Annotated in this window: 24 protein-coding genes and 1 tRNA gene; 12 read left to right on the forward strand and 13 right to left on the reverse strand. The window is 54.7% G+C overall.

Annotated features, from left to right (window positions below):
* Window positions 1-36: 36 nt before the first annotated feature.
* Complete coding sequence (locus tag ABEA92_RS05925; RefSeq protein ID WP_345682883.1) at window positions 37-390, forward strand: hypothetical protein; 354 nt, start codon at window positions 37-39, stop codon at window positions 388-390.
* A 44-nt stretch (window positions 391-434) separates the two neighbouring features.
* Here the strand turns inward: ABEA92_RS05925 and ABEA92_RS05930 are convergent, their stop codons facing one another.
* Genes ABEA92_RS05930 through ABEA92_RS05940 form a run of 3 tightly spaced genes read right to left on the reverse strand, consistent with a single transcriptional unit; the run spans window position 435 to window position 3,468 of the window.
* Window positions 435-2,234, reverse strand: a complete 1,800-nt coding sequence (locus ABEA92_RS05930) for an L-lactate permease (protein ID WP_345682884.1) — start codon at window positions 2,232-2,234, stop codon at window positions 435-437.
* A gap of 9 nt (window positions 2,235-2,243) precedes the next feature.
* Entirely contained in the window at window positions 2,244-3,350 is a 1,107-nt protein-coding gene (locus ABEA92_RS05935) for a 3-oxoacyl-ACP synthase III (RefSeq protein WP_345682885.1), read from the reverse strand.
* Complete coding sequence (locus tag ABEA92_RS05940) at window positions 3,340-3,468, reverse strand: hypothetical protein (RefSeq protein ID WP_345682886.1); 129 nt, start codon at window positions 3,466-3,468, stop codon at window positions 3,340-3,342. The genes ABEA92_RS05935 and ABEA92_RS05940 overlap by 11 nt, the downstream gene beginning before the upstream one ends.
* Before the next feature lie 359 nt (window positions 3,469-3,827).
* Between ABEA92_RS05940 and ABEA92_RS05945 the strand changes: the two genes are divergently transcribed.
* On the forward strand, window positions 3,828-4,580 hold the full coding sequence (locus ABEA92_RS05945; RefSeq protein WP_345682887.1) for a gamma-glutamyl-gamma-aminobutyrate hydrolase family protein: 753 nt from the start codon (window positions 3,828-3,830) through the stop codon (window positions 4,578-4,580).
* A 517-nt stretch (window positions 4,581-5,097) separates the two neighbouring features.
* On the opposite strand, the gene ABEA92_RS05950 is transcribed toward ABEA92_RS05945, so the two are convergent.
* Window positions 5,098-6,072, reverse strand: a complete 975-nt coding sequence (locus ABEA92_RS05950; protein ID WP_345682888.1) for an AEC family transporter — start codon at window positions 6,070-6,072, stop codon at window positions 5,098-5,100.
* A gap of 276 nt (window positions 6,073-6,348) precedes the next feature.
* Between ABEA92_RS05950 and tatA the strand changes: the two genes are divergently transcribed.
* From tatA to ABEA92_RS05970, 4 genes are all read left to right on the forward strand, one after another.
* Window positions 6,349-6,576: a twin-arginine translocase TatA/TatE family subunit gene (tatA, locus tag ABEA92_RS05955; RefSeq protein ID WP_425572398.1), complete on the forward strand. Its 228-nt coding sequence runs from the start codon at window positions 6,349-6,351 to the stop codon at window positions 6,574-6,576.
* Window position 6,577: 1 nt separating this feature from the next.
* A complete protein-coding gene (locus ABEA92_RS05960; RefSeq protein WP_345682889.1) occupies window positions 6,578-6,847 on the forward strand; it encodes a Sec-independent protein translocase subunit TatA/TatB in 270 nt (89 codons plus the stop codon).
* 313 nt (window positions 6,848-7,160) lie between these two features.
* Window positions 7,161-7,234, forward strand: a tRNA-Val gene (locus ABEA92_RS05965).
* A gap of 237 nt (window positions 7,235-7,471) precedes the next feature.
* Window positions 7,472-7,684, forward strand: coding sequence for a hypothetical protein (locus ABEA92_RS05970; RefSeq protein WP_345682890.1), 213 nt, complete (start codon window positions 7,472-7,474; stop codon window positions 7,682-7,684).
* Between the two features lie 365 nt (window positions 7,685-8,049).
* Here the strand turns inward: ABEA92_RS05970 and ABEA92_RS05975 are convergent, their stop codons facing one another.
* From ABEA92_RS05975 to ABEA92_RS06000, 6 genes are all read right to left on the reverse strand, one after another.
* The gene (locus ABEA92_RS05975) at window positions 8,050-8,394 is read right to left on the reverse strand and encodes a hypothetical protein (protein WP_345682891.1); all 345 of its coding nucleotides are present in this window, start codon (window positions 8,392-8,394) and stop codon (window positions 8,050-8,052) included.
* Window positions 8,395-9,983: 1,589 nt separating this feature from the next.
* Window positions 9,984-10,310, reverse strand: coding sequence for a hypothetical protein (locus ABEA92_RS05980; RefSeq protein ID WP_345682892.1), 327 nt, complete (start codon window positions 10,308-10,310; stop codon window positions 9,984-9,986).
* A 188-nt stretch (window positions 10,311-10,498) separates the two neighbouring features.
* Window positions 10,499-11,011, reverse strand: a complete 513-nt coding sequence (locus ABEA92_RS05985; protein WP_345682893.1) for an Imm21 family immunity protein — start codon at window positions 11,009-11,011, stop codon at window positions 10,499-10,501.
* 222 nt (window positions 11,012-11,233) lie between these two features.
* Window positions 11,234-11,869 carry a DUF4304 domain-containing protein gene (locus ABEA92_RS05990; protein ID WP_345682894.1) on the reverse strand — a complete coding sequence of 212 codons (636 nt, stop codon included), beginning with the start codon at window positions 11,867-11,869 and terminating at the stop codon, window positions 11,234-11,236.
* Between the two features lie 833 nt (window positions 11,870-12,702).
* A complete protein-coding gene (locus ABEA92_RS05995; protein WP_345682895.1) occupies window positions 12,703-12,936 on the reverse strand; it encodes a hypothetical protein in 234 nt (77 codons plus the stop codon).
* Window positions 12,937-13,024: 88 nt separating this feature from the next.
* On the reverse strand, window positions 13,025-13,201 hold the full coding sequence (locus tag ABEA92_RS06000; RefSeq protein WP_345682896.1) for a hypothetical protein: 177 nt from the start codon (window positions 13,199-13,201) through the stop codon (window positions 13,025-13,027).
* A gap of 671 nt (window positions 13,202-13,872) precedes the next feature.
* Between ABEA92_RS06000 and ABEA92_RS06005 the strand changes: the two genes are divergently transcribed.
* The 3 genes from ABEA92_RS06005 to ABEA92_RS06015 all read left to right on the forward strand — a co-directional run bounded on the left by ABEA92_RS06005 (window position 13,873) and on the right by ABEA92_RS06015 (window position 17,140).
* Window positions 13,873-15,078 carry a DUF1559 family PulG-like putative transporter gene (locus ABEA92_RS06005; protein ID WP_345682897.1) on the forward strand — a complete coding sequence of 402 codons (1,206 nt, stop codon included), beginning with the start codon at window positions 13,873-13,875 and terminating at the stop codon, window positions 15,076-15,078.
* Window positions 15,079-15,306: 228 nt separating this feature from the next.
* Window positions 15,307-15,531 (forward strand): hypothetical protein, encoded by a 225-nt coding sequence (locus tag ABEA92_RS06010; RefSeq protein ID WP_345682898.1) that lies wholly within the window; start codon window positions 15,307-15,309, stop codon window positions 15,529-15,531.
* A gap of 76 nt (window positions 15,532-15,607) precedes the next feature.
* Window positions 15,608-17,140, forward strand: coding sequence for a sulfatase family protein (locus ABEA92_RS06015; protein WP_345682899.1), 1,533 nt, complete (start codon window positions 15,608-15,610; stop codon window positions 17,138-17,140).
* Between the two features lie 512 nt (window positions 17,141-17,652).
* Here ABEA92_RS06015 and ppc read toward each other — a convergent pair.
* A complete protein-coding gene (ppc, locus tag ABEA92_RS06020; RefSeq protein WP_345682900.1) occupies window positions 17,653-20,451 on the reverse strand; it encodes a phosphoenolpyruvate carboxylase in 2,799 nt (932 codons plus the stop codon).
* A gap of 859 nt (window positions 20,452-21,310) precedes the next feature.
* Between ppc and ABEA92_RS06025 the strand changes: the two genes are divergently transcribed.
* From ABEA92_RS06025 to ABEA92_RS06035, 3 genes are all read left to right on the forward strand, one after another.
* The gene (locus ABEA92_RS06025; RefSeq protein ID WP_345682901.1) at window positions 21,311-21,778 is read left to right on the forward strand and encodes a hypothetical protein; all 468 of its coding nucleotides are present in this window, start codon (window positions 21,311-21,313) and stop codon (window positions 21,776-21,778) included.
* 47 nt (window positions 21,779-21,825) lie between these two features.
* Window positions 21,826-22,191, forward strand: a complete 366-nt coding sequence (locus ABEA92_RS06030) for a DUF2200 domain-containing protein (protein ID WP_345682902.1) — start codon at window positions 21,826-21,828, stop codon at window positions 22,189-22,191.
* 162 nt (window positions 22,192-22,353) lie between these two features.
* Window positions 22,354-23,580, forward strand: a complete 1,227-nt coding sequence (locus tag ABEA92_RS06035; protein WP_345682903.1) for an alpha/beta hydrolase fold domain-containing protein — start codon at window positions 22,354-22,356, stop codon at window positions 23,578-23,580.
* Window positions 23,581-23,682: 102 nt separating this feature from the next.
* Here the strand turns inward: ABEA92_RS06035 and ABEA92_RS06040 are convergent, their stop codons facing one another.
* Both ABEA92_RS06040 and ABEA92_RS06045 read right to left on the reverse strand, forming a co-directional pair.
* Complete coding sequence (locus tag ABEA92_RS06040) at window positions 23,683-24,963, reverse strand: transaldolase family protein (protein ID WP_345682904.1); 1,281 nt, start codon at window positions 24,961-24,963, stop codon at window positions 23,683-23,685.
* Between the two features lie 651 nt (window positions 24,964-25,614).
* Window positions 25,615-26,547 carry a diguanylate cyclase gene (locus ABEA92_RS06045; RefSeq protein ID WP_345682905.1) on the reverse strand — a complete coding sequence of 311 codons (933 nt, stop codon included), beginning with the start codon at window positions 26,545-26,547 and terminating at the stop codon, window positions 25,615-25,617.
* Window positions 26,548-26,828: the final 281 nt, after the last annotated feature.

The following is a 26,828-nucleotide window of genomic DNA, read 5'->3' on the forward strand; positions in this document are numbered from 1 at the left end:
CCTCCACCGTCTCGAACACCTGCGAGGTAAGTGATCATGCAAGTCAATCCTAGCTCGGCCGCAGCCAACATCGCAGGCACCGCTCGCGCCGCCGCCCGCGGAGGCGAAGCGGACTCGCAAGCAGCCGAAGCCACCAAGCGACAAGCGACGGCCGAAAACCCAGGCGGAAAGACAGCCGAGGCCAGCGCAATCGACTCGAGCGAACAAACCCATGACCGCGGCGGAGACGGCCGTCAAATGTACGACACGTTTGAACGAGCCAAGGAGCACGACGAACAAGAAACGCAGCCAGAGGAACAACCCGGCGACGAACATGACGCTGCCGATCCCAATGCAGAGGCGGCGTCGACTCCGCAAGAACCGCCGCCCCACATTGATTTCAATGCCTGAACGATTTGCAGGTCTGAACACGCGGCAAACGACGGTGTGCCACCTCATCGTCCCCACCACACGATCCCATAGCCGATGATCCCAAGTAGCAACGCGTAATACGTGAACACCCACAGCGTTTTGCGGATGATCACTCCCTCTTTACCCACCAAGCCAACGACGGCCGAGGCCGCGACCACGTTGTGGACACAAATCGTGTTCCCCGCAGCGCCGCCGACCGCTTGCAACACCACGATCCAAACGGGATCGACACCAAGCTTCTCGCCCACGTTGAATTGGAACGACGAGAACATCATGTTGCTGATCGTATTGCTGCCTGCGATCGAAGCTCCAAACCCGCCGATGAACGTGGCAAACACCGGCCACGCATCGCCGACCGTGTTCTTAACGCCTTCGGCCAATGTAATGGGCATCGACTCGTAACCAGCGATCCCGTGCCCACTGTTGATAAAAACTTGAACCATCGGCACGGTAAAGATCAACGCAACCGAAGCACGCAGGATCGTGCGAAACGATTCACCACACGCGTCCACACAGCAACGCATCGGTACTCGCTGAAACACCACCGCGATCAACGCGGCGATCACAAACACGGTCCCCGGCAAGTAGACCGGACGAATGATCTCGGAGATCGAAGTGCCAAAAAGATTACTCACAGGTACTGCAAACGACTTCACCCATTGCGCCGGCGATCCATTGTATCCCGTCAACCACTCGATCCCCGGCACCCAATCTAGCCGCGTCAGCACCAGTAGCAGCGCCACGACCCCATACGGTGACCATGCCGCGATCAATCCCATCGGTCGCGTTTCGGTTTGAACATCGGCGTCGTGTCGCAGCCGTCCAGGCGGTCGGCCCAGCCAATCCGCGGGCCATTGGTCGGTGGGCGGAAAATCCCAAATCGCGTCCGCTTTGGGCATCAAGAATCCAGCCTTCGCGGCGGGCACCACGATTGCCAATCCACACAATCCGCCCAACAGCGATGGGAACTCGGGTCCCAACAACCAAGCGACCAAGACGTACGGAACCGTCATTGCCACGGCAGCAAACAGTGCGAAACGCCAAACCGCCAAGCCCTCTTTGAACGAGCGGTTCTCACCAAAGAATCGCGTCATCAACGCAACCAACCACAGCGGAATCAACGTTCCGGCGATCGCATGCAACATCGCCACTCGCAATCCGATCAACGACAACAATGTCCCACCATCGGCAAATCCATGGCTTTGGGCAAATCCGTCGATCGTCCCTTCGCCAGCCAAACCGCTGCTGACGCCAATCAGGATCGGCGTGCCGACGGCACCAAAGGAGACCGGAGTGCTTTGGATCACTACCCCCGACACCACCGCTGCCATCGCGGGAAAACCCAGACCGACCAACAGTGGCACTGCAATCGCCGCAGGCGTTCCGAAACCGGCAGCTCCTTCGATAAACGATCCAAATAACCATGCCACGATGATCACTTGGATGCGTCGATCAGGCGAGATGTCTTGAAACGACTTTCGGATCGTCCGCAACGCCCCGCTTTGACGAAGCGTGTTCAGTAACAAGATCGCTCCGAAGATGATGTACAACAACTCCGCAGCCACGATCAATCCTTTGACGCTTGCCGCCGCGACCTGCCATCCATCCACTTGCCAAACCCACAGTGACAATCCGCAGGCAACTAGGTACGCCAATGGCATCGCACGGCTGGCGGGCCATCGCAACATGACCAAAAACACCGCCACGACGATGATCGGCAGCAATGACAGAAATGCCAACACTTCGTCGCTCAAGATGAACCGCCCTGCTTCGAACCATGGTGGAAATACAAACACCGAACCGTCGGCGTTTGCGATCGACACCACGTTAACCTACAAGATGGCGTCGATGTTGCCGCTGACCTTCGTATCGCCCCAATTTGCTGCAATCATCACGCTGTTGATTCCTGATCCGATCCCCAACATCGCGACCTGGTCTCCGCTGGAAAGATCACCTCGCTTGGCAGCAGCGGCAAGCGTCAACGGCAGAGCGACCGAACCGGTGTTGCCCAAGAACGGAAACGTGATGCTGTCGGTTTCTGGCGAAAGCCCCATTGCTTCAAGCATTGCCACTCGGTGACGCGATCCGACCTGATGACACACCGTTCGTGAAATATCCGATCGCGTCCAATTCGATTCGGACAACAATCGCTCAAATGCTGCCGCACCGGTCGCGATGCCCTCGGCCATCAAACGTTCCGAATCGGTATCCATCAGCGGCGTCATCCCGGCGCCAGCCGAATCCTGGTCGCTGCGACACAGATCATGGAACTCAGTTCGCGCCTCGGCGATCGCGGTGTCAAACATTGTCCGTTGGCGATCGCGCCCCTCAACACTTGATCCGATCACATCACGATGAGCCAACAGCCACGCGCAACTTCCTGATCCGATCGTCAGCGATGCAAAGGCAGGCTTCACACTTTGCCGAGTCAGCGCTTGATCGGCGTTCAACTGAGCGATGGTTTGTTCCAATAGTGGACGACTGTTTTCGGTCCCCACCACGATGCCCGCTTCGATGACACCGGCTTCGATCAGCGTGGCAATTTGAACGGCACCGTTCATCAAGCCCAAACAGGCATTGGAAACATCATAGACCCAACAGCTCGACGGCAATCCCAATTCATGGTGAACTCGCGAGGCCGTTGCGGGCTCTAAAAAGTCACGGCAAACGCTGGCGTGAATCAGACAACCAATCCGATGGGGCTCGATCCCCGACGCTTCCATCGCGCGGCGAGCGCTACGTACACTCGGTTCACTGGGCATCGTTCCCTTGGGCCAAACCCGTCGCTGGTCGATCCCGCTCATCAGCGCCAGGCGACCTTCGGGAAGTTTTAACCGGCTGTAGAGCGGCTCGAGTTTCTGTTCCAAATCATCACTCGTCCAAACCTCTTGGGGAATTTCGGTACCGATTGCATCGAGGCAAACGTTGCTAAATCTCACGCTCTAGTCCTAAGTCGTTGGCTGCATTGATGTTGGTGAATTTATAACGAACAATTCCGCGGCTGACCAGGATCCAAAACGAGTGCGGAAATCCGCTTGTTGCTAGCAAACCACGCATTTGCTAGCACCACCCGTAGTGCTAGCGTCCGCGAATATCACCTAGCTAGGAAAAAGGGTTTGCAATGTTCGCATACCCGCATAAAGTTTCGCCGCACCAGAAGTGACACGGCGTGTGTCATTTCCGGCGGAAAACAACGATGGGATTTCCGAACAACATAGCTCCTTGCGGAACTTGTTTATAGGACTTGTCCAAACGTCACGATGGGATGAAAGCCAAGATGGCACTCACTGACATCGCAAGCATTCCTTTTCGAATTCAAAAAATCTTCTCTGAATTGTTTTCTGTCGCCACATGTTGCGAAATGATTTTTGCAACGCGTTTTTTATCACTCGCGATCTTCGAAGAGGAACTTTCGGATGACGTGTAAGCCTTTGATCGGCATGAATGCCGACTTTCGTGCTGCCAATCGTAACGTACCCGCCTACAGTTACATCGCAGCAGGATACTTTCAATCGGTGATCGCAGCGGGAGGGATTCCAGTTGTATTACCGCCGATGGACGACGCGGAATCGATCCACACCGCGATTGAAAACTTGCATGGTTTTATCATGATCGGCGGAGCCGACCTGGACCCACGCAACGATGGCTTTATGTTGCATCCTTCGGTTCGCCCGTTGGATCCTGTTCGCGAAACCAGCGACCGCTTGATCATCGCTGAACTTGCCGAACGTCGCGTTCCCGTGCTCGGAATTGGCACCGGCATGCAATTGTTGAATGTTCACCAGGGCGGAAACCTGTTCTTGAACATCAAAGAGGACCTGCCCAACGCAGTGCCTCACCACGACCCTCACGATCCCAATCACCGCCACACGCTGAACGTGGAAAGCGACTCGTTGGTCGGCCGCGTTTACGGCGATGGCGAAATCCGTGTTAGCAGCCGTCATCACATGGCAATTGACGAAGTCGCTCCTGGCTTCCGCGTGACCGCACGCTGCCCCGATGGCGTGATCGAAGCGATCGAAAGCGAGATGATGGATTGGTTTGCCCTGGGAACTCAATTCCATCCTGAGTGCGGAGCCGCATCGGCGCTTGACATCCGCATCTTCGAAGAATTCATCGATGGCGTGCGTGAACGCGTCATGCAAGAAGACCTTCGACTGGTGGCCTAGTTCCACATCGCTCGAACCCCGCCATCCTGCTTCGAGGAGCGAAGTAGGATCGGCAACTTGTTCGAGCTGGCAAACATCGACAACATTGCTTTTCCGCTTTGTTCGCACGGACTCGCGATCCAACGGTCACAATGTCGTCCTCGATTCCACTAGACGCTGCACCGCAGAAGGAGTCTGCAAATCGCAGCGAGTTGATTCGAAAACCAATTTAGTAAGTAGAGCTACGCACGGACGGGTGATTAGGGAGATTGAAAACGAACTTCATTGCCGCGACAAACATTTCGATTGACGCACGGATTCGCGTTCACCGGACAAGAGGTCCCAGGATTGAAATGCAAGAAGCATCAAAGGTAATCGCCAGCCAGGACGGCAGGCGGATCAAGCTTGGAAGCAACGATCGTTTCGCTGGAAAATTAAACTAAGACGGAGAGTCACGGCTGACTAAACAATGAGGCCGGGCGTGCACTGAGTTGAGGCACGCCCGGCTTCTTTTATGCGCCGCCGGCAACCCACCCACTCAAATGCCGAACCACCATTTGCCGATTCCCAACCACACCGGCACCAACAAGATTCCGGCGATCGACGTCGCCAAGACCACCCGCAGCGCGGTCGAGGTATCACGCCCATACAACCGCACCAACACAATCGGGAACACCGCGGCGGGCATCGCGGCTTCCAGCATCACCACCTGCTTCATGTCGATCGTCATCAAATTGGACCACGCCGCGATCGCGGTGGCCAACCCGATCATCAAACTTGGCAGCAACAATTGGCGGATCGCGATCGACCAAGCGATCACACGGCCTGATCCCGCCCATGTGGTTTCCTTCACGTAGTCGACGATGATCGCGCCGCTTAGCAGCAACCCCATCGGGATGGCGCAATTGCCCAGCATCTCGATGGCACTCATGCATGAAGCGGGCACCCATTGCTCGAGTCCATAACGCCTCATCACTCCGGCGATGATCACGGTTACCGCCGGCGCGCTCAACATCACCCGCCGCCACCCACCACCGCTCTGACCACCGATCACGGCAATCCCGATACTCCACAGCGCCATGTCGACACCGACGTTGTGCAAAATTAGATCCACCTCGGCCTGCGGGTAGAACCGCTGAGCCAACGGCAGCGGGATGTAACCGTAATTGCAAATGCCGACGCAAAGTGCAAACGTTCGCTGCTTTGAATCGCTGTCCAGTCCGATCCAATGCCCGGCGTAGCGAGCGATCAAAAAGCCAACCAGGAACCCGATCGCCGTCGTCCCAAATCCAAACGTCGGCGGAAACCAAGCGGTCGAAAACTGACTCATTTGATCACTGGTCAAAATCCGGTGAGCAAACAGGGCGGGCAACAGCACCTTGGCGGTCAGGTTGGCAAGCGAATGGTCCGCTTGCCGGGTCAACCAGCCGGTTTGACGGCACAGAACCCCGACCCCCATCACCAAAAACACGCCCAGGACACTCGAAATGATGGGCCATAAATCAGAAAGCATTGCGTTGGCTTGCCCGTCGTAGCGGGGTGATCGAGGAAAGGCGTCAAAATCCGACCCCAAATAGACCCGCAAACTGATTTTTGAGCCACGGGACTTTGACTCTTCTCGCCCGGACAATACAATGGGGGCAACGCGAGCGAAGTTGCTCGCCCCCCATCCATCCCCGACCATCGGTTCTGGAGGTGTTCGGCGCCCCCGCGTGTCGATCGACCTACCCGCTTTCGCCGAAGTTTGCGTCAGGATTCTCCTTCAAGAGCCTCGGTAGCGGAGCAAAAAATGTTAATGATGTCGATGTTTACGCAGTGCATGGTACTGGCATTCGGTTTCCCTGGACTTCCCGAATTGATGGTCGTGCTGTTGATTGCACTGGTCCTGTTCGGCGGAGCCAAGCTGCCTAGTTTGATGCGAAACCTCGGTCGCAGTGCGAACGAGTTCAAACGTGGCATGGCGGAAACGGCGGACGACGAAGAGGACGAGACCCACTCGCCAAGCGGGAAAGCGTAACATGTTTGGTTTGTCACCATTTGAGTTGATGGTGATCGGAGTCATCGCAGTCGTGTTGTTTGGCGGCAATCTCCCCGAGGTTGCCCGCAAATTTGGCAGCAGCTACCGCGATGTGCGACGCACTCTCAACGACGTCCAGCAACAATTTCGCGAGGCCGAATACGAAGCCAAGCGAGCCTTGACGATGGACACGCCTGCATCGACCAAGCTGGACGAGCCGGAGGAAGAACCCGAAGAGCCATCGGCTCCAAAGTTCAAACCCCCAGCCTGATCAAGCGACGTGGATTACGATTCTGGCTGGAAGCCGCTGCGGTAATCAAGCCGAGCTTCCAGCCAATCGGCGTTCATCCCTAGTCGTCGTTTCCCGCTAGTCGCCGTTCCCTCCTAGTCGCGACGGAGCGACGTTTGGGGACGGCAGAGATTTTTCGACAAACATTTTTCTACCGCGAAAAACATTTTCGGCACCAGCCACTGGAACCGATCCGCGTCTGCGGTTACGCTTTGAAGCCTGTCGACGCCGTCGTGAAGTCACCCGCAATACCATTGCGAAATTCCCGACCGAAACCGCGACGACGGAAAAAAGAGGGCGATTGGCTCAGTTGGTTAGAGCGATGCTTTCACACGGCATAGGTCACTGGTTCGAATCCAGTATCGCCCACTCTTTTGAACGCAGGTTGATAGCCCAACGAGGCTAGTTGACCATCTGCCGTTCCCGCAACAAGCGATGCCACCTCACCGGCACAAACTTCTCTGGCCGACTAATATCTCTGGCCGACTAATATCTCTGGTCGACTAATATCTCTGGCCAAGCGATACCTCAGGCCAAACGTTTTTCACATCGGCCAGCAACGATCTCGATCTTGGCCCATTCTGATTCGCCTGAATCCCGAACGAAATGCGTCGCCCTTTCTGGCTGATGGCCGCGACTAGCGATCGGCAGTCGCTGGAGCTGGCGTCCTTCACCCGAATCCAACCCCGCCCCGCTTTCGTTCGTCCTTTTCTTCCTTCGCTGAGCCAGCAGGCCGGAGACAGCACGTTCATTGCGACCGAGAATGCTCATCGTCAAACCGACAGCATCATCATTTTCCTGTCACCCATCTTCCTGTAATCTCCAGACCGCCGGATAACGTGGATTCCAAAAGACGGAGTCAGTCGCATCTAACTGCGTCTCAACCTAGCGTTCGGTGACATCCGCCGACGTGATCGTGCCATCGTCGCCTGGCACATCCAATCTTGATTTGTGCCAATTAGCGGCAAGGAGTGTTCGGTACAGGCAAAGCAAAGCGAACACTAATACGCACCAATCGACACGGTTAGGAACTGCAACTACCGCAAGCACTTGAGTCAGACAGCAAAGTTCTTTCGACACGCCCCGAACAAAGCGATTGAGCCTGAACTACCCAAAATTGCACCTAGGCCTGCCGACGCCGCCAAACAGCACAAGGCCTGCTGAAGCCCCAGCGCAAAACTATATTAGCGGCGGCGGTGAAGCGTGATACGGTCGCCCACCCCAAAAGCGAGCGCCCCGACCACGCCACCGATGACGCCGATGATAAGCACGCGAATCAATGTTTCGACGTATTCAGCGAAGTTGAGATACGAGTCGGGCTGAATCCACAACACATCTGCGATCGTCCAGAGAAACGCGACCACGGGACCACAGACAAAAGCAACAATCGGAAGCCAACGACGCGACGAGGTCGTTGCAGATGGTGGGCGAACAAACCGGAACACGACGACGCCAATCACCAACAAGATAGCAGCGGCAATCAAATTGCCACGCATGTCGATCAGTGCAGGCATCGGTATGAACATCATCGAATGAGGGTCTACTAACGGATCCGCACCGCCATCGCCGCAGTTCGCGACACCAAACAGCCGTGCACGTCGTGCAGTCTACCAAAGGCGGAATGTCAAGGCGATTCGGCATGAATGCCCACGAGTGCCGCTGAGACGTGTTGGCTGCCGCACCTTATCGGTGGAGGCTCTAGGCAGAAACTCGCTTTTCAGACTTCCGATTTCCGTCAATTTTTTTGACGAGGCACCAAGGGTAACTACAAAGTTCGGCTGCACGACAAATCGGCTCCCGAGACATGGGTTCAGACACCCATCAAACAAAGGTGGATTTTCAGAAAGATGAGCGACAGAAAAATGCTCACCCCCAACTTACAGCATCATCATTTTCCTGTCACCGATTTTCCTGTAATCTTCTGACCGCATGTTAATGCGGATCGCAACGGCTCGAGTCAGGTGCATCTGACTGCACCTCAACCTAAAGTACGGTGACGTCGACCGACGTAATTTTGCCATCGGCGTCTCACACAGCCAATCGAAATAATCGCAATCAGCGGCAGTGAGTGTCGGCGCAGCCAAAGAAAGGGGAACACCCTTGCGAACTAATCGACACGAAAGAGGAACTGCAGCTGCGGCAAGCACATAAGTCGCCAACCAAGTTTTTACATGCGACACGGAGCCGTACCTTATGGATTGTGGCTCCACGCAGGAGGCTCACTCCTCAGAATTCTGATTTCAAACGATAATTTGAACCACGCACTATGAGCTGCTGCAAGGTCGATTGAGGAGAAATCGATCTCGCGATGCATCGCTTGATTGAACAATCAAGCAAAGGTGGATTTACAGGAAAATGAAGGACAGAAAAATGAGCAGCACCCAATTGCAGCATCATCATTTTCCTGTCTCCCATCTTCCTGTAATCTTCCAACCGCCTGGTAATGCGGATCGCAACGGCTCGAGTCAGGTGCATTTGACTGCACCTCAACCTATAAATCGGTAACGTCGACCGACGTAATTTTGCCATCGGCGTCTCACACAGCCAATCGAAATAATCGCAATCAGCGGCAATGAGTGTCGGCGCAGCCAAAGAAAGGGGAACGCTCTTGCGAACTAATCGACACGAAATAAGAATTGCAGCTGCGGCAAGCACATAAGTCGCAACCAAGTTTGTACATGCGACACGGAGCCGTACCTTATGGATTGTGGCTCCACGCAGGAGGCTCACTCCTCAGAATTCTGATTTCAAACGATAATTTGAACCACGCACTATGAGCTGCTGCAAGGTCGATTGAGGAGAAATCGATCTCGCGAAGCATTGCTTGATTGAACGATCAGGCAAAGGTGGATTTACAGGAAAATGAAGGACAGAAAGATGGGCAGTCCCCAACTTACAGAATCATCATTTTCCTGTCACCCATTTTCCTGTATTCCTCTGAATGCAGGACATCATCCGGGGCACTGCGATGTATCGAGCTGCACTCTCCACTAGGATTCGTTATGTGATACGACGTCGCGTCGACGATCTAGCCGCCTCCTGCCACGAAGCGGCTCGCCTCGAACATGGGTTTGGGATCAGGCTCGCCCGTCGCTGACATCACCCCTCCCCTATGTAGTTAGGCGACCGGTTGCGATGGACGTGGACGCCAGCGGAGCGAAAGCCGACGAAACAGGATGGCAACAGGCAGCAGGGCGGCGTTAACAAGAACGACGCGAATGGCTACACCCACGAGGAATACGATGTCTTGATCGGGCGTCCCACTCCAATCAGATTCTGCGATCTCAGACTGAACCCACTGGACGTCGAACCCGAGTACAGCGAACGCCACGGCGACGTGACCTGCGATGATGCCCCAACCGCGTCCAGCGAATGATGCGATTGCAGTGATGCACAGAAAAGTGAGCCACGCGATCGGCGAATAGGATAGCAGTTGGTGGAGCATCGATGGCATCGAAGTGGTTTGCTCAAGGTCGCACAACGGGTTGCATATCCGACGCCGCCTCGGACGAAGCTGAAAACGTCGAATGACCGATTGATTCTATGTCAGGGCGTCCGCTGACTCAAACACAAAGGCGACCCGCGAAGTGGGCATTGCGGATACGCATTGTTGGCCGTGCTTCCGTCAAAATGCTAGCCATCGAGTTTCAACAGAAAACGAAACAAGACGAACGCGGGGTCGTTGCCCACATTTCGACAATCGCTGGAATCGCCACGTTGTATCAGATATTCCCCGGCAGCAAGTTTAACTTCAAAGAAGTTCTTCAGGTTCGGATCAGCACCGTGGTCGCATGCATTCATGAGGACGAAGTCTGATTCGGCGGTGTGCCAGTCGAGCTCGTCGGACCATGTGACTTCGTTCAGCCTCGATGTTGTCGGCAGACCACCATTGACGAGCATGCGCTGATCCTGCCACCACGTCAGCGAATCAAGCTCTGCACCAAAGACCAGCCCCTTCCCCGGACCAACCGAGATCGTCTCGACGGCTCCGCTGAGAGAGCACGCCCGATCGTAATCGGTTTTCGGGTTTGAAAAATCGAAATCGTCACAGATATTGAACGCACCGTCTGGGAGTTCGAGGTCGGGTAACCCATCCTCCGGGTCGGCCGGAAGGTAGAAGCCGCGCCAATAGTGCAGGATGCTCACGGGAAGCAGAATTGGGGCGGCCCCAGAGTAGTCCTCGAATCTAATCTTGGTCACATTACCTTGCCTTCGATTGGACAATGGGCTGGCATTCACGACAACGCCTCGATGGAAGCGAACCATGTCATGAATCTAAGCTGATTGTATAACACCAACGAGGTTTGCACTACGTCGAAGGTGTCCGCGAAGCGGCGCAGCGTGAATGCCTTGTCGTCGATCGAACAGCTACAACGACGCTCTAGCTAAAACGTCCTTTAGATGATGAAGCAAAGTCGATGCTCGCTCGGGACAAATATCGATTGCCGCCTGTGAGAATTCGGCAGCCCTCTCGGTGTTGCCACGAGCCAACGAGATACGGGCAAAGTGCAGAAAGTTACGGGCATGTCGGGCACCCAGCAGCGGATGCCCGGTATGTTCATCGAAGTCGCCCACGGAAGCCTCCGTCACGGGGCCTGGAATTGTCATCAATGGTTGGACGAACGTGGCATGAAGGTCGTCGAAGTCTGCTGCCAGTTGTTCAGCAAGATCGACCGAATAGGGCCAACCGGCCATTGCGTTTTGCGGCGGCTTAAGACGGGTGTGAAAAATGCATTCGGGTTCTTTGATTTTCTTCGCGTCCGGCGTGGATTCACCTTCCGTTGGCACGAACAACGGCTGGACTCCAACGTTTACGTAGAATCGCTCACCGCCTGAACTCTTTTGGAAGTTGACGACCGAAACGGCATTTTCATCTACGAGCCGGTAGTTCTGGCCAGAGCCTTTGTAGCCGTGGGCGCGAAGTCGAGGCGCGACAACGGCGAGAACGTCTTTGAGTACGACCGACAATTCAAGAGACCTCGCACCGACAACGGAGTTATGCACGACTCGGTGTCGTATCTTTATGGGGAGGAGACTCCACGCTGGAGTCTCGCTTTTGATTGCACTGATTCTATTCAGTCGTTGCTGGCAATGTACTATGGGTTGCTAGTCAGTTCATTGTGTAGGAACCGACCTCGCGAAGCATCGCTTCATCGACCAATCAAGCAAAGGTGGATTTACAGGAAAATGAAGGACAGAAAAATGATCAGCCCCCAACTGTAGCATCACTATTTTCCTGTCACCCATTTTCCTGTATTCCTATGATTGCAGGACATCATCCGGGGCACTGCGATGCATCGCGCGGCACTCTCCACCAGCGTTTGGCAATGTCAAACGACGTCGCTTTAACGATCCAGCCTCCTCCCGCCACAAAGCGGCTCGCCTTCAACATGGGTTTGGGATTAGGCTCGTCCCTCGCAGCCCCCAAACCTGAAGAACTTGTGTGACCGTGAACTACGTTTGATTTCCCAAGTCTTCTACGCGTGCAAGCGATACATGGCTATGGACGCCAGTTGAACGGGCGGATTCTGAACCGCATTTCTCACAGAAGAACTTGGCATCGTCGATCGTGCCCTTGGTGAGGTGACAATCACATGACGGACACACCAATCGGGCCGCGTAGAGTGAATGTGGAATCAGCAAGCCAGCTGATTTGGCGAGCACTTCGTTGATAAGCAAAACGGTGTGCTGCAAAACAGGAGAGTCAGCTACTGAGCGTTGGTTTACTTTAAGCCATCTCGGAAACGTAAGCCGGTCGAGATCGGGGGCGAAGCGTGATGGGTTTGAGCGTCGACGGGTAACGCTACGGATTTGTATTCGTCTGTCCCCGCAGACGGTTACATCCGATGCGGCGGTGCGAGTGGTGCGCTAATCGCTGGTGGTGCACGCGTGGTTTCAATGAACGATTGCCGATCAAGCGGTTTGTTGCGAGTAAATGAACGCAATCGGCTTGGAAAGCCGAGCGACAATGAGGTGCGCAGATCTTGTTGCGATAGCAACGCTCGTAAGTCTTGTTCGTTGCTGCCATCGCTTTCGCGACTGAAACGGTGGGTAAAAACAACGTCTGGCAAATTGTCGCTCTGAATTCGTTCATCGCTCCTCCCATTCGTCGGACAGAAATGAATCGTCGCTGGCGATGTCCTGCTCGCAATCATGAGCTTAAGGACGTGACTGCCGATCAAGCGGTTTGATGCGAATGAATGAACGCAATCGGCTTGGAAAGCCGAGCGACAATGAGGTGCGCAGATCTTGTTGCGATAGCAACATTCGCAAGTCATGTTCGCTGCTGCCGTCGCTATCGCGACTGAAACGATGGGTAAGAACAACGTCTGGCAAATTGTCGCTCTGAATTTGTTCATCGGCCCTCCCATTCGTCGGACAGAAATGAGTCGTTGCTGGCGATGTCCTGCTCGCAATCATGAGCTTAAGGACGTGACTGCCGATCAAACGGTTTGTTCTGAGTGAATGAACGCAATCGGCTTGGAAAGCCGAGCGACAATGGACCGCTGAGGGACACAGCATGTATCTCACCAACAATCCGTCTGACTGGCTCTTGTTCAACCGATGAAAACGCCATGGTTCGGTGATCCATGTCGCAAATCGGGGCTCAACTCGCGCGTCGCAGATGCTTAACCCGGTGTCGCAATAAATTCTTGAGTCGTGGCTGCCTTGATGGAATAATGAAAATGGTTATTTCGACGCGTAGGTGGTTTGATTCGCCGGTGATCCAGCACCATGGTCCTTAAAAAAACGTGAATTTCCTACATTTTAGTAGTTAAGAAATTCCCCCTGCTCGTCATAGATCAAGTGCGGCGTTGGATTGTGATTTCCAGGATGTCAGATCGACGTCCCGTTCGCGCTTGAATCCAATTTTCCTGCATCTTTTCGACCACTCGACCGTTTTTTCTGAACAATTTGGTTTGTCTGCTGCATCCGTTAGATGGAGTGGGACAGCCATCGACTCAGGCTGCGTTAGTCGCTTTCTTTTCTCTTTTCTGGTGAATGACATGAAAAAGCCACAACATTCTGGCTTCACATTGGTGGAGCTTCTCGTTGTCATCGCAATCATTGGCGTCCTCGTCGGGCTATTGTTGCCGGCCGTGCAAGCAGCCCGCGAAGCTGCGAGGCGAATGAGTTGTAGCAACAATCTGAAGCAACTCGGCTTGGCGATGCACAACTACCATTCTGCCTACAAGCAGTTGCCGCCTGCCGGAAGCGGCACAGCAAAAGTCACCTCTGCAAGTGCGGTTGTGCCGGGAACCAATGCCAATAACGTGTACTTGAATTGGTTGGTCGGCTTAACACCGTTCTTCGAGCAACAAAGTCTTTGGGAACAGATCTCCAATCCGCTTGACGCCGACGGCGATCCCTCCACCACAAACGACGTTTGGCAGCCGATGGGCCCCAATCCAGAGATGTGGTTGTCTCATCATGGTGCGAACAACTACGTCCCCTGGCGTACCAACATTCCGGCACTGCGTTGCCCCAGCGATCCTGGCAACGGGCTTCCGTCCCAAGGAAGAACCAATTACGCCTACTGCTACGGCGATAGCCCGCACCAATCACACGAGGGCGCTAAGAACGCAGCCGGTGCTCCTCGAGCGTCTCAGGCTGTGCGGGCTGCTCAGCGTGGGATGTTCGTGATGCGGCAAACGACGAGGTTCCGTGACGTTTTGGATGGCCTGTCCAACACCATCGCCGGCGGCGAGATCGCGACCGACCTAGGAGACCGCGACAAACGAACCGAGTTTGGTTACGAATCGACGAATATCGATGGCAGACGGCTCACGGATCGTGTTCCGTCCAACTTGTGTCCCAATACGGATCCCGAGCGCCCTCAATTTTGGCACACGTCTCAGAAAACGGAAGGGAACGCGGAACGCCGACGTGGGTACAAATGGGCTTGGGCGGCTCCCGCGTATTCGGGGATGACGACGATCTGGCCTCCGAACGAACGGATGTGTCTGGGTTCGTCCAATTCGCGGGCTGCAGCCATCGCGCCGCCCAGCAGTCGCCATCAAGGTGGTGTCCACGTGCTGATGGGCGACGGGGCAGTCAAATTCATTACTGACTCGATCGAAGCTGGAAATCAGCAAGCCCCCAGAGTTGCAACGCTGGGGTCCGCTACACCACCGGGGTCGGAGAGCCCTTATGGTTTGTGGGGTGCTCTGGGCACTCGAGCGGCCAAAGAAGTCATTGACTCCGAGTTTTAATCCCGCCTCTGCTCCTGGTGGGTCTGTCGTCAATCCAGCAATGATCACAAATGCAATGATCATGGATGCAATGATCATGGACGACCGAGAACTCAGAAACGCTTAAGTGCGTTGATAGGTTACGAAACGGTGTCAGTCATCGGGCTGGCACCGTTATTGATCTGGTGTGTCTTGCCTTGTAACAAGACGCATCGGAAGACCATTTATTTTACTTTTAGGATCGATATCGTGAAACGAATTATCTCAAAACCGTGTGTGTTTGCTGCACTCCTGTCCGTGATGTTGGTTGCGGCAATGACGGGCTGTTCAGAACAAGACAATTCCGTGACGGGTGGCAGCAAGGATGAACTCAATGCATACCTTGAAGAACATCCCGAGCTGGTAGAAGGCGCAAATGAATACGAGAAGCAGTGGGAGGATGGCTATGTGGAACCCGACGCGGAAGAAGAGTGATTCTTAGGCTGTGGCCAACGGCGGTGTTGCTTTTGGTCAAAATCAATTTGGCCAAGCTCTATCAAGATCAGGTTGCATGATGAAGGCTACAATCGCCCCCAAAACGATTCTTCTGTTTATCGTGTTTAGCACTGCGGCACTGGTTGGTGTCGCAGGAGCGGCCCCGCCAGACAGGCCCAACATCGTGTTCATCCTTGCGGACGACATGGGATACGGCGAGGTGTCTGCGATGAATCCCGATCGGTGCAAGGTGCCTACGCCAGCCATCGATCAATTGGTATCACAAGGCATGCATTTTACGGACGCGCACTCGTCGTCATCGGTATGCACGCCAACGCGATACAGCATCCTGACCGGACGTTACAACTGGCGGACCCAACTGCAACGGTTCGTGCTGTATGGATATAGCCCGCCGCTGATCGATCCGCACCGGGTGACCGTGGCGGATTTCTTGAAGGACCAGGGATACAACACCGCTGCGATCGGCAAATGGCATCTGGGAATGGATATCCCTACCACCGATGGCAAGGCTCCGGGCAAAGGTCACAGTCCCGAGAACATCGATTGGACGGGCACGATCGAAAATGGTCCAACGGCGCGAGGTTTCGACTACTTCTATGGCATCTCGGCCTCGCTCGACATGCCACCGTTTATCTACATCGAAAATGATCGCTTCGTAGGCCAGGCGACGGCAACCAAGAAATACCAGCGTGAAGGACCGGCGGAGCCGGATTTCGAAGCGGTGGACGTGCTGCCGATGCTGAAACAAAAAGCGGTCCAGTACATCAACCGGCAAACAGCAGAGCGACCGTATTTTGCGTACATTGCACTGAACTCACCCCACACCCCGATCGTGCCATCGGCTCAGTGGAACGGGAAGAGCGCCGTAGGCCGCTACGGTGATTTTGTCATGCAGACAGACGACGTCGTCGGCGCGATTGTCGATGCGGTCGATCAGTCACCCGGCGCGAAAAATACAATCGTTATTTTCACCACCGACAACGGCTGTTCAAAGATGGCCAAAATCGAACAGCTGAAAGAAAAGGGACACTACGTCAGCGGGCCGCTGCGAGGTTCCAAAGGTGACCTTTGGGAGGGCGGCCATCGGGTGCCGTTTGTTGTTCGCTGGCCCGCCAAAATTGAACCATCAACACGCTCGGACCAAACGATCGGCCAGTGGGATCTGATGGCCACGTGCGCCGAAATTTTAGCGACCGAGTTGCCGGCGGGCTCCGCTGAAGACAGCGTCAGTTTTTTGCCAGCGCTGCATGGCCAACCGATCCAGTCCACTCGAGCGGGAATCATTCACCACGCAATCGACGGCCACTTTGCTTATCGTCAGGGTGATTGGAAACTGTTGCTCGCTCGCGGGTCGGGCGGGTTGACCGCACCGCGTGAGAAAAATGTTTCCGCTGACGCCCCCGAAGCCCAACTGTACGACTTGGCGTCGGATCTCGGCGAGACCAACAATCTCTACTTGAGCGAACCCGATGTTGCCAATCGATTGCTCGGTCTGCTCGAATCCGACGTCCGGCGGGGACGCAGCACCGAGGGGACCGACGAAAAGAACGACGTGATGCACGTTAAACTCTGGAAAAGTAAGCCGTAGCGCACTGTCCGATTTGCCGTACGTCAGCCATCTTGGATAACGCGAAAGTAGCGGCGATGCCTTAGTCGCAAGCAGCGACCGAGACACGGGCTTTCGCCAAGCCCACTTATCGACCGCGAAACGTGGCCGCGAAATCAGCAAACCGCTTGTTGACTTATTGAGCCGCGACGCGTCAGCGGCCGGGTGCCACGCACTACCAAGTGTCTTACGCCCAATTCGATCGACCTTGGGTAGCGGTGCAACGCGGGGCCCCGCCCGGTTGCAGCGAGTAACACGTTCCAAATTTACCGGGTGGCTCGCGCCGCTCCGCTATGAAAACCACCCGTTCAGTGTGAAAGCAGATGGCATTGGCCGTACGGCCCACGGCTGACCGGCGCGATTCGCATTGAGATTGATTCAACAAGCCGCAAGGCAATTCGCGAACCGCCAACGAACAGCCCGCCAAGCCAGATGGCTCGGCCATTCTGCAATTTCATCATCTTCGCAGCTACCAATCGTTGTGCGTTCGACCTCTAGCCGGTGTTCTTTAAACCTGCGGCGATGCCGTTGATGGTGATGTAGAAGGCTTGCTGCAACTCGGGATCTTCGCTGCCGCCGCTCTGTTGCCGCATCTGCTTTAACAACCGCACCTGCAAGAAGTTCAGCGGGTCGACGTACGGATTTCTCAGACGGATTGACCGCTGCAACGTGGGTTGATTTTCCAACACCGCACGTTGTCCGGCAACGCGTAGCACCCAATGCTCGGTCAGTGAGTAGGCCGCTTTGATCGACTCATAAATCTCCTCACGCACCGTCGCGTCGCTGACCAAGTCGGCATAGCGGCGAGCAATGCCCATGTCCGCTTTGCCCAGCGCGACCTGCAGGTTGTCGGTCATTGCGCGAAAGAACGGCCAATGGCGATGCATCTCTTGCAGTAACGCCAAATTCTTCTCTGCGTCATCACCGCTGCCGACGAACGCCGCGATCGCCTGACCGACGCCATACCATGCAGGCAGATTGTGCCGACTTTGCATCCAGCTGAATCCCCACGGGATCGCACGCAAACCAGCTAGCACATCGTTCCCCTTTCGCCGCGCCGGACGTGATCCGATTCGCATGCTACTCAGTTCGTTGATCGGTGTCGCTTCCTGCCAATATTGCAACAGTGCCGGTGTCTCATAAATGAATTCGCGGTAGCTGCGAAACGCTGTGGCCGAAAGCTGCTCCATCGCGTCCAACCAAGATTTTTTTGGAGTCGCCTTTCGCTTGTGAGCCGGCGTCGAAGCAACCAACACCGCGCTAACGAGCTGCTCTAAATGACGAGCCGCAATCTCGGGGTGGAAGTAGTAATCATTAATCACCTCGCCTTGTTCCGTGATACGAATACGCCCTTCGACGGACCCCGGCGGCTGAGCCAGGATGGCACGGTTAGCTGGACCGCCGCCTCGCGCGATGGTGCCTCCGCGGCCGTGAAAAATGGTCAGTGACACGCCGTGCTCGCGACAGCACTTCGTTAGCCGATCCTGCGCCTGATACAGTTCCCAGGTCGCTGTTAGAAAACCGGCGTCCTTGTTGCTGTCGGAATAGCCGATCATCACGTTCTGTTCCATCCCCTGCGCCGCAAGATGCTCGCGATAAGCAGGATGAGCGAACAGTTTTGTCATGACCTCGGGGGCGTTTTTCAAGTCGTCGCGAGTCTCGAACAACGGTGCGATCGCAGGCAGCGCCTGTGGATTGCCATCACTACGCTGACACAGTCCATACCATTTTGCCAATAGCAACACGGCCAGTACGTCGTCGACGTCCTTGGACATGCTGATGATATACGGTCCGATCATCTCTGGGCCGTACAACTCTACCGCTCGTGCGATGACCCGAAACAATTGCAAAAGCTCGGCGGTCGTTTCGCTGTAGTCGCTCGGTTCGCCGATCTCCGGATTGTCGCTGGCAAGTTGCGTCGTCAACAATTCGGCTCGTTCCGCTGGAGTGAGTTCCAAGTAGTTCGAGGAGATCCCCAGCTTGGCAAAAATCTCTGCCAACGCTGCGTCGTGATAATCGCTGAACTGACGAATATCCAATCGTGCTACATTGACCCCAAAGACGTTGGCTTGGACCAACGCGTCTTTTAACTGAGCGTCGGCGATCGTATCGGTACGTCCGTTGCGCAGACTAAGGTCAATGCTCTCTAGCGGTTTTAGCAAGTCCGCTGCTGTACGCAATTCGGCCATCGGCGAGTTGTCATCTTCCAGCAATCGCGATTTGACAGGATCATGATTGGCATCATTTAAATCCGCTTTTAACGCCGCAGCCAGCAATCGATAGGGCTCGTCCGGATACTGCTCCGCCAGAAACTTGACGTGTCCCGAGTTGCCTGACAATTCCTGTTCGAGCAATTCAAGCAGCTCCTTTGCAGGCGTATGCAACTGCTCGCTGAGACTAAGCGTCCGTGTTAGCGCCCCCGCGGTTTCGCCATGCCGCGACAAAGCCATCCCGCGATGCAGCCGTAATGTTTCGGCAGTAACAAACGCCGTGACATTCGGATTGCCATCTCGGTCGCCGCCGATCCAGCTGCCGAATGTCAGAAACCGCTTGGGCAGTTGCACCGAGGGAAAATGTTCGGCGAGTGCTTCTTCCATCTCGCGATAGATCTTTGGAACGACATCCCAAATCGTCTGATCGAAATAATAAAGCCCTGTTTTAACTTCGTCGGTAACGGTCGGTTTCGCTTGCCGAGCTTGCGACGTGAGCCACATCCCGGTGATCTCGGCTAACATCCCCTGTTTCACGCGTACTTCATCTGCCGGCAACAAGTTCATCTCGTCCAGATGACGGAGGCCTTCTTCGATCCGTTTTAGTTTCGAGATCAAGGTACGGCGTTTTGCTTCGGTGGGATGTGCCGTGAACACGGGCTCGATATGCAGCCCCTGCAACATGTTCTGCATGTGCATCTCGTCGACCCCGGCGTCGGCCAGTTCCGCGATTGCAGCACGAATCGATTCGGCGATCGGTTTCGGCGACTCCATTTTGATTCGTGTCCGCAGCACCCTCGCGCGATGGTGCTCTTCGGCCACATTGATCAATTGAAAGTAGAGTGTGAAAGCTCGGGCCACTTCACAGATCTGCTGTAAATCTAAATCGTCCACGATCTCGGCGATGCGGACGGCGACTTCGTCCGCCGAGTCGTGATCGTGTCGACGCACTTTCGATAACGCACGAAAACGTTCTTCGAGTTCGAACGCATTGACCCCTGCTTGGCGGCGGATCACCTTTCCCAACAAATCGCCTAACAAGTGGATATCGGTGGAAAGTCGCTTGTGGAGTTGTTTGGACATCGGATTAGCGTTTTCTAAGGTTTCACTTGCAAGATTTTCAGCACCATTGCCCCAATGACTTCACGCATGAAACGAGTATGGGGAATGGAGAACCACGGGGACCACTGCTCTACAACGATGGAATACCACCACAGAACGCATCAATCTGAACTCACTGTATTATTGCATGCAAGGTGGTTGGCGATGAAATCCGGCGTGGTTATCCAAAGACCTAGATAGGGGGCCACATAATCACTTCGAGTGCTCTCGATGGCCGAGCCCGTTCATCGAGGGTGTGTCAAATCACCCTCTCTTTTTCGATCGACTTGTTTTGCATTCACTCCGCTGGTCGCGATGGGATTCGCTAGCCATCGAAGGGAGTTTTATCTCGCAACAGATGGGGATGAGAGTGAGATTCTTGGTCCCAAAGCAAAGATGTCCAAACAAAGCCTCGACGCGAAAAGGGCCGAATGATTTTCCGATGATGTATCGATCGCGCCAAAGCCATGCGAAAGCCCCGAAGCGATCGCAATGTCGAAGGCCCGTATTTGCGTTAGCGGAAATAACGTGCATCTTGCGGTGGGAAATCCCACCCGCCTTTAATCATTCTCATCTGGTAATGATCCTATGAACCGGACAGGCGAAACCAGGGACGGTTTTGACGAGGTCAGGTTCCGCTGCGAAATTTGGCGGTCTCGCGAGGCCCGCGCGACCGTGACGACGACGAGTGGCTGAATTTGCCCAACATCGCGCTTTGCCGCGACGCTTGCGGTATGATTGGCTTGGTCTGGATACCCACCAATAGCACTGCGTCTTGACTGGAATGTTGTCGCCGACGCTGAGTCCCTTCTCGCTTTTCACAAACTGGAAACCCTGTCAAATGCGATTGATTGCCACGTTCCTGATTGCGGCTGTATGGATCGGAACCCCAACCACAGCGACCGCCGATGAACCGATCACGCTGATGGGGACCATTCTAAAGTGGCAATACCCCCAATCCAAACTTAGCGGCAGTGAGATGTCGGACGTTCCCACGGTCAACGCCGATGGCAACAGAACGGCGGCGTCCATGGTGTGCAAAACCCATATGACGACCAAAGACTCGGTCGAAAAAGTGATTGCCTTTTATGAGAAGAAACTAACGCCCAATCCCAAGGCCGACGACAAGACGAAAGCAGAATGGACCGATGGACGAGCCGTGCTGATTTCGGACGAATCGGCGGGGCGGCCCTTTGCGCTTCACACGATCCTTGTCACCACAAAAAACACCTCGACCACGTTGACCGTGTCGCGTGGCAGCAATGAGACCGAAACGCATATCCACTGGAAACATTACGTTCGGTTCTAGAGCTCGCGGATTCCAAATTTGACTTCACGTTTATTTTGCACTGCATTATGAAAAGCACCAAAAGCCACGATGAACGGATAGCCACGATGACGTTTGCTTCGGTCTACCCGCACTATATCACCAAGGTGGAAAAGAAGGGCCGGAGCACCGACGAACTGCATCAAGTCATCCGCTGGCTAACCGGATTTGATGAAAAGACGCTGCAAAAACAGATCAAAGACAAGGTCAACTTTGAACAGTTTTTCCAGAAAGCCAAGCTGAATCCCAATGCCCACCTGATCACCGGTGTCATCTGTGGTTACCGGGTTGAGGAGATCGAGAATCCGCTGACGCAAAAGGTCAGATACCTCGACAAGCTAGTCGACGAATTGGCGAAAGGCCGCAAGATGGAAAAAATCCTACGTAGCGAATGAATGTCCACTCGGGGCTCCGAATCGCCAAAGTCAATGGTGGCAGACCACGCCGCATCCACCTAACAATGCGACCGCCACATGCACGGATGCCGCAGCCCCGTTTCGTCCGATCGCCGTATCGGAAGTTTTTTCCTCCATTCGTTTTAGCTTGGAAAATCACTCGTGACAACAAGATTTGCAATCGCGATCTTCGGCACGCTTGTGCTGCCAATCATGCTGCTCGCACAAAGCGGCACCGACCGTTTCATTACCCGTATGAAGAACGACGATATAAACGGTGACGGCAAATTGACGCGATCCGAGTTTACGGGTCCACAACGCTTGTTCGATCAGTTGGACGAAGATGGCGACGGGGTGTTGTTGCTTTCCGATGTCGCTGCGCAAAAATTGAAAAACTTACGAGCGATAGCAGGCGATCAGTCTGGACCGGCGATCGGAAGTGCGGACCGCCAGCGGATGATGGAAACGATTCAGTCGCGAGCAGCCAATCTGCGTCAGGGCGACGCGGCCATGAGGGGTGGACAAAGAGAACGGCGAGACCCCGATCATCGGGACGTTCGCTACGGCGAACATGAACGACATGTGTTGGATGTCTACTTGGCTAAAACGGAGAACAATGAACCTGCGCCATGCATGATCTGGATCCATGGCGGCGGATTCCGCCGCGGCGACAAGTCGGAAGGAAGCTTGTTTGCACGCCCCTTTGTCGAAAACGGCATTCACTATGTGACGCTCAATTATCGCTTGAGCCAACATGCGATTGCACCGGCTTGTTTTCACGATTGTGCTCATGCGGTGCAGTTTCTAAGACAAAACGCAGAGAAGTGGAATATTGACAAATCACGCATTGCGATCGGGGGCGGTTCAGCCGGTGCGGGATTGGCGCAGTGGATTGCCTACAGCCCCGACCGCGCGGATCCGACGGCAGCGGATCCCATGTTACGTCAGTCGACTCGTGTTTCCGCCGTCGTCTTGCTCAATGCACAAACCTCGTACGATTTCCGCTGGATCAAAAAACACATTCCTGGCGACGCCTGGATGGGCGACGGATTGCAGCAGCTATTTGGCTATACAATCGAGGACACTGACAAAATCGAGGACGAGCAATTCCGGACGATCCAAGAATGCTCGCCGATCACTCATCTCAGCGAAGATGATCCGCCCTCGGTGTTCTATTACCGGCGATCGAAGGATCCCGAGATCGCAATGCAAAATGCGATGGACGGCATCCATCACCCCTTCTTTGGCCTCGAACTGAAAAAGCGTGCTGATGAACTAGGGGTGCCATGCGAAGTGTTCACAGTCGAAACCACAAAGGACCGACTCTTTTACAATCGCCGCTGGGACCACGCCGTTGCATTCTTGAAAAAGCACTTCGAGATGGATTAGCCTCGACCTCGGAAACGGAGCTGAAGATTCGCACATTGCGATGACCGCAGTCACCTCTCCGCCGACCGATTCGGTGACTGAGCTACATCATGCAATAAACGATCACCGCAACTGCTTACGAATGCGATCATCTAATTTCGATTGCGATTTAGCAAACGTTTCCAATCCGGCCAAAGTCATAAGTGAATCGATTGCCAGATCGCCACGAACCATTCGCTGTTGCCAGCGTTGATGATTGGGAATCTTGCCGTCTTCGGCAATCGCCTGCTTCTCTTCGGACGCCATCTCTGGAAACAGATCTTCGATCTGATGATCAGCTGCCATCTGTTTTAGTTCCACCGCGTTGGCAGGCGGCAACAGGATCGCTTTCTGCACAAAATTGCGTTCCGCCTTGCTGACGTCCCAAAGTTTTTCGATTCGCACGGTACTGGGATCAATTTGATCGCCTAGCTGCACCTTCGGCGATTGATTTAACTGGGATTGCCAAGGTTGATCAAGCGACTGTTCAGCTTGTTTTGCAACCTTGGTCGGCATCGTGATTACGTCGACGCCGGCGAGCTTGGGCAATTGCGACGCGTCACGCAGACTGGCGGCAATTTGCTGGGTGTCGGTCATCGGCAACCCTCGTGTGAATGTGCTGACTTCCGCCTGGCTGGCCAGTGTCGCTTTCTCGCCAACGCCTTGCCCATCCCCAAGATGATTGTCCGCGATATACGAATTCAAACGTCCGAGAAAGACATTCACAAACGATGGACGCGACAAGGCGGTCGCGACGTAGTTTTGCCGAGCGCTGAACCCGAGCGTGCAATTCACGCGTATCCCCTCGTCGCGAAGCTGCTTGATGGCGATCAAACCAGACGGGGTGAACGGAATCTTGACAATAAAAAACTCGGGGCATAGGTCATGGCATCGCCGCGCGTACGCCATCGTCGCCTCACTGTCGTGCGCAACGTCGGTGTGCAGTTCGACACTGACGTTGCAGCGAAACTGCTGGACCAATTTCAGTGCGTGACATAGGTTCAAAACGAAACCAATTTCCCGCACTCTCACATCGTCGGGGAGATTGCCCACCAGTTTGCTTATTTGGGGAACCAATTCGTCGTAGGCCCCATTTTGCACCTCATCGTTCAGTAGCGTGTTGTTGGTCGTGACACCGCTGAATTGTTGGCACCAAAGTGAATCGATCGAATCAACATCACCGCTGTCCAGCCACAGCGATGTCGTCGTCGCGTTCATCCGCTGCCAAAATTTGCTATTTCGCGGCTCACGCGGCGACGAATCGCGTTGCTCGCGATGACGGATAAAATCGGCAATCCGTTGCGATGCACTTGATTCGGCCGTGATGGTTTTGACCGAGTCGTGGGCGGATTCGACATAAGACATAACGCAAAAAACCTCCGGAAAAGATGCGATTTTGACCTCCTGTAACAAGGCTGCAAAGTTTGCGCCATCATGGTATGGCTTAACGTGAATGGCCGCTCGCGTGACGTGCGAGAGAGGCGAATCATCGAGCACGGTGTCACGACAAACCGATCGCGGGGGCACCGATTGCCAGAGGCCTTGTTTGCCGGGCAATCACGGCTCAGAATTCGTCCAGGATTGGCATCAGCAACGCACCCGCAGCAGTTAATATCCAATGCGGTGCCAAGCACGCGTTCTCTGTCGAAACGTTTCGTTTAGGCCAATTTTTTAGAACACGTTGGTCGCAGGATCAACAAATTGTCCTGTCAGTGACCACCACGATTGGAATTGGCCCGAAATGCTGCGGCAGTGGGTTTGCGGCCACGTTCCGCCTTCCCACTTTATGTTTTTTAGCTTCTCTAGTCTGCGAATGGTTAGTCACGAAGGCATCGTCCTCGGACTCGCGTCCGGGTCTTCCTCATGCAGTCGCAACCGCGAGACGTAGCATTAGAAGAACGCTTGCATGAACGAGTGCGTCACGCAATCAAGACTTGGTAGATCGCCGTGCATGAACAATGCATTGCCCGGGTTGGGCAATGCCGGTTCAAAGCAACGCGTGATCAGACAGAAGATTTACAGTGCAACGCAATTTTTGCCACTTGCTTTCGCGCGATACAGCGCGTCATCGGCACTGGTGATGAGTGCAAGCGAACTGGTGAACGCCGGCGTGTACGATGAAACTCCGATGCTGATCGTCGGACGCAGAGGAATACCGTCTTTCTCCATTCCGGCCGATTCCACTGCGGTGCGAATCTGCTCCGCGACCGTACATGCCGAGGCAAGATCCTGTCCCGGCAAAAACGCACTGAATTCGTCGCCGCCAAACCGGCAGGCTCGTCCTTTATTCCCGAGCACTTTGGCGATCAATCGACCGGTTTCACCGATCACGTGGGCGCCGTAAAGGTGGCCATGGGTGTCGTTGATCTGTTTAACGCCATCCATGTCCATCATCAAAACCGAAAGCGGCATCTCGCCGCGAAGCGAATTTTGGAACGCGAACTCCAGCGCTTCGTCAAACCGTCGCTTCGAAGGAAGGTCGGTCAGTGGATCGGTGCCCACCAGGGTTGCGACTTCGCTGTGGTAGTCGATGTCAAGTTCATCAGCAAGCGCGAAGCGAACCACCGTCTCGCCGACAAAAATCTTGTCGCCATCTTTCAATACCTTTTGCCCCACGACCGGAACCGCATCGACTCGCGTCCCATTGGTCGAGTTGAGGTCCTCGATGATGTACCCTCCGTCCCCGATCCGCGTGATGGTCGCGTGATGTCCCGACACCTTCATGTCATGCAGCGGAAATGTGCACGTCGGGCTACGGCCGATCACGGTGCGTTCTGACAAAAATGCGTGGACGCCAATGTCCGCGCGGCTGCGAATCACGCTCAGAAACGCCTTCTTCGCAGCATGATTTCCCGCTGGGGCATAGACCCCCTCGATTCGCAGGGTCCCCCCATCCATCACGTGCCCTGGTACTCGTGCCGCCGACGTTTCTTTGTAATTCAATTTCATGGCAGATCGAATGCTTGCAATGGGATCATGGAATTCCGATTGGCGAGGGCCCGTTTTTAACAAGAATCCCCTACCGATGTCATGCCCGATTCGGTGATCAAAACGAGTGCCCGACACAAATAACTCGCCCGTGTCGCCACAAATTTTGTTGCCTCCCAACCCGAATGGAAAAATCGGCGTACTGGCTGACTGCATTGCAGCTAGCGGGCCAGCGAGTTTTCGCACGGTCTGCGGCGACATTCGCCCCGAGTTTCTTGTATGCTGGCTAAGCATAAAAATGC

This window comes from Novipirellula caenicola (assembly GCF_039545035.1).
GTDB lineage: Bacteria > Planctomycetota > Planctomycetia > Pirellulales > Pirellulaceae > Novipirellula > Novipirellula caenicola.

Bases quoted from the DNA above. Each gene is read 5' to 3' on its own strand.
- ABEA92_RS05960 (WP_345682889.1), top strand. From the start codon at position 6,578: ATGTTTGGTTTGTCACCATTTGAGTTGATGGTGATCGGAGTCATCGCA.
- tatA (WP_425572398.1), top strand. From the start codon at position 6,349: ATGTTAATGATGTCGATGTTTACGCAGTGCATGGTACTGGCATTCGGT.
- ABEA92_RS06030 (WP_345682902.1), top strand. From the start codon at position 21,826: ATGAAAAGCACCAAAAGCCACGATGAACGGATAGCCACGATGACGTTT.
- ABEA92_RS05975 (WP_345682891.1), bottom strand. From the start codon at position 8,394: ATGATGTTCATACCGATGCCTGCACTGATCGACATGCGTGGCAATTTG.
- ppc (WP_345682900.1), bottom strand. From the start codon at position 20,451: ATGTCCAAACAACTCCACAAGCGACTTTCCACCGATATCCACTTGTTA.
- ABEA92_RS06015 (WP_345682899.1), top strand. From the start codon at position 15,608: ATGATGAAGGCTACAATCGCCCCCAAAACGATTCTTCTGTTTATCGTG.
- ABEA92_RS05970 (WP_345682890.1), top strand. From the start codon at position 7,472: ATGCGTCGCCCTTTCTGGCTGATGGCCGCGACTAGCGATCGGCAGTCG.
- ABEA92_RS06040 (WP_345682904.1), bottom strand. From the start codon at position 24,963: ATGTCTTATGTCGAATCCGCCCACGACTCGGTCAAAACCATCACGGCC.
- ABEA92_RS06045 (WP_345682905.1), bottom strand. From the start codon at position 26,547: ATGAAATTGAATTACAAAGAAACGTCGGCGGCACGAGTACCAGGGCAC.
- ABEA92_RS05945 (WP_345682887.1), top strand. From the start codon at position 3,828: ATGACGTGTAAGCCTTTGATCGGCATGAATGCCGACTTTCGTGCTGCC.
- ABEA92_RS06005 (WP_345682897.1), top strand. From the start codon at position 13,873: ATGAAAAAGCCACAACATTCTGGCTTCACATTGGTGGAGCTTCTCGTT.
- ABEA92_RS05980 (WP_345682892.1), bottom strand. From the start codon at position 10,310: ATGCTCCACCAACTGCTATCCTATTCGCCGATCGCGTGGCTCACTTTT.
- ABEA92_RS05940 (WP_345682886.1), bottom strand. From the start codon at position 3,468: ATGCGTGGTTTGCTAGCAACAAGCGGATTTCCGCACTCGTTTTGGATC.
- ABEA92_RS06025 (WP_345682901.1), top strand. From the start codon at position 21,311: ATGCGATTGATTGCCACGTTCCTGATTGCGGCTGTATGGATCGGAACC.
- ABEA92_RS05925 (WP_345682883.1), top strand. From the start codon at position 37: ATGCAAGTCAATCCTAGCTCGGCCGCAGCCAACATCGCAGGCACCGCT.
- ABEA92_RS05950 (WP_345682888.1), bottom strand. From the start codon at position 6,072: ATGCTTTCTGATTTATGGCCCATCATTTCGAGTGTCCTGGGCGTGTTT.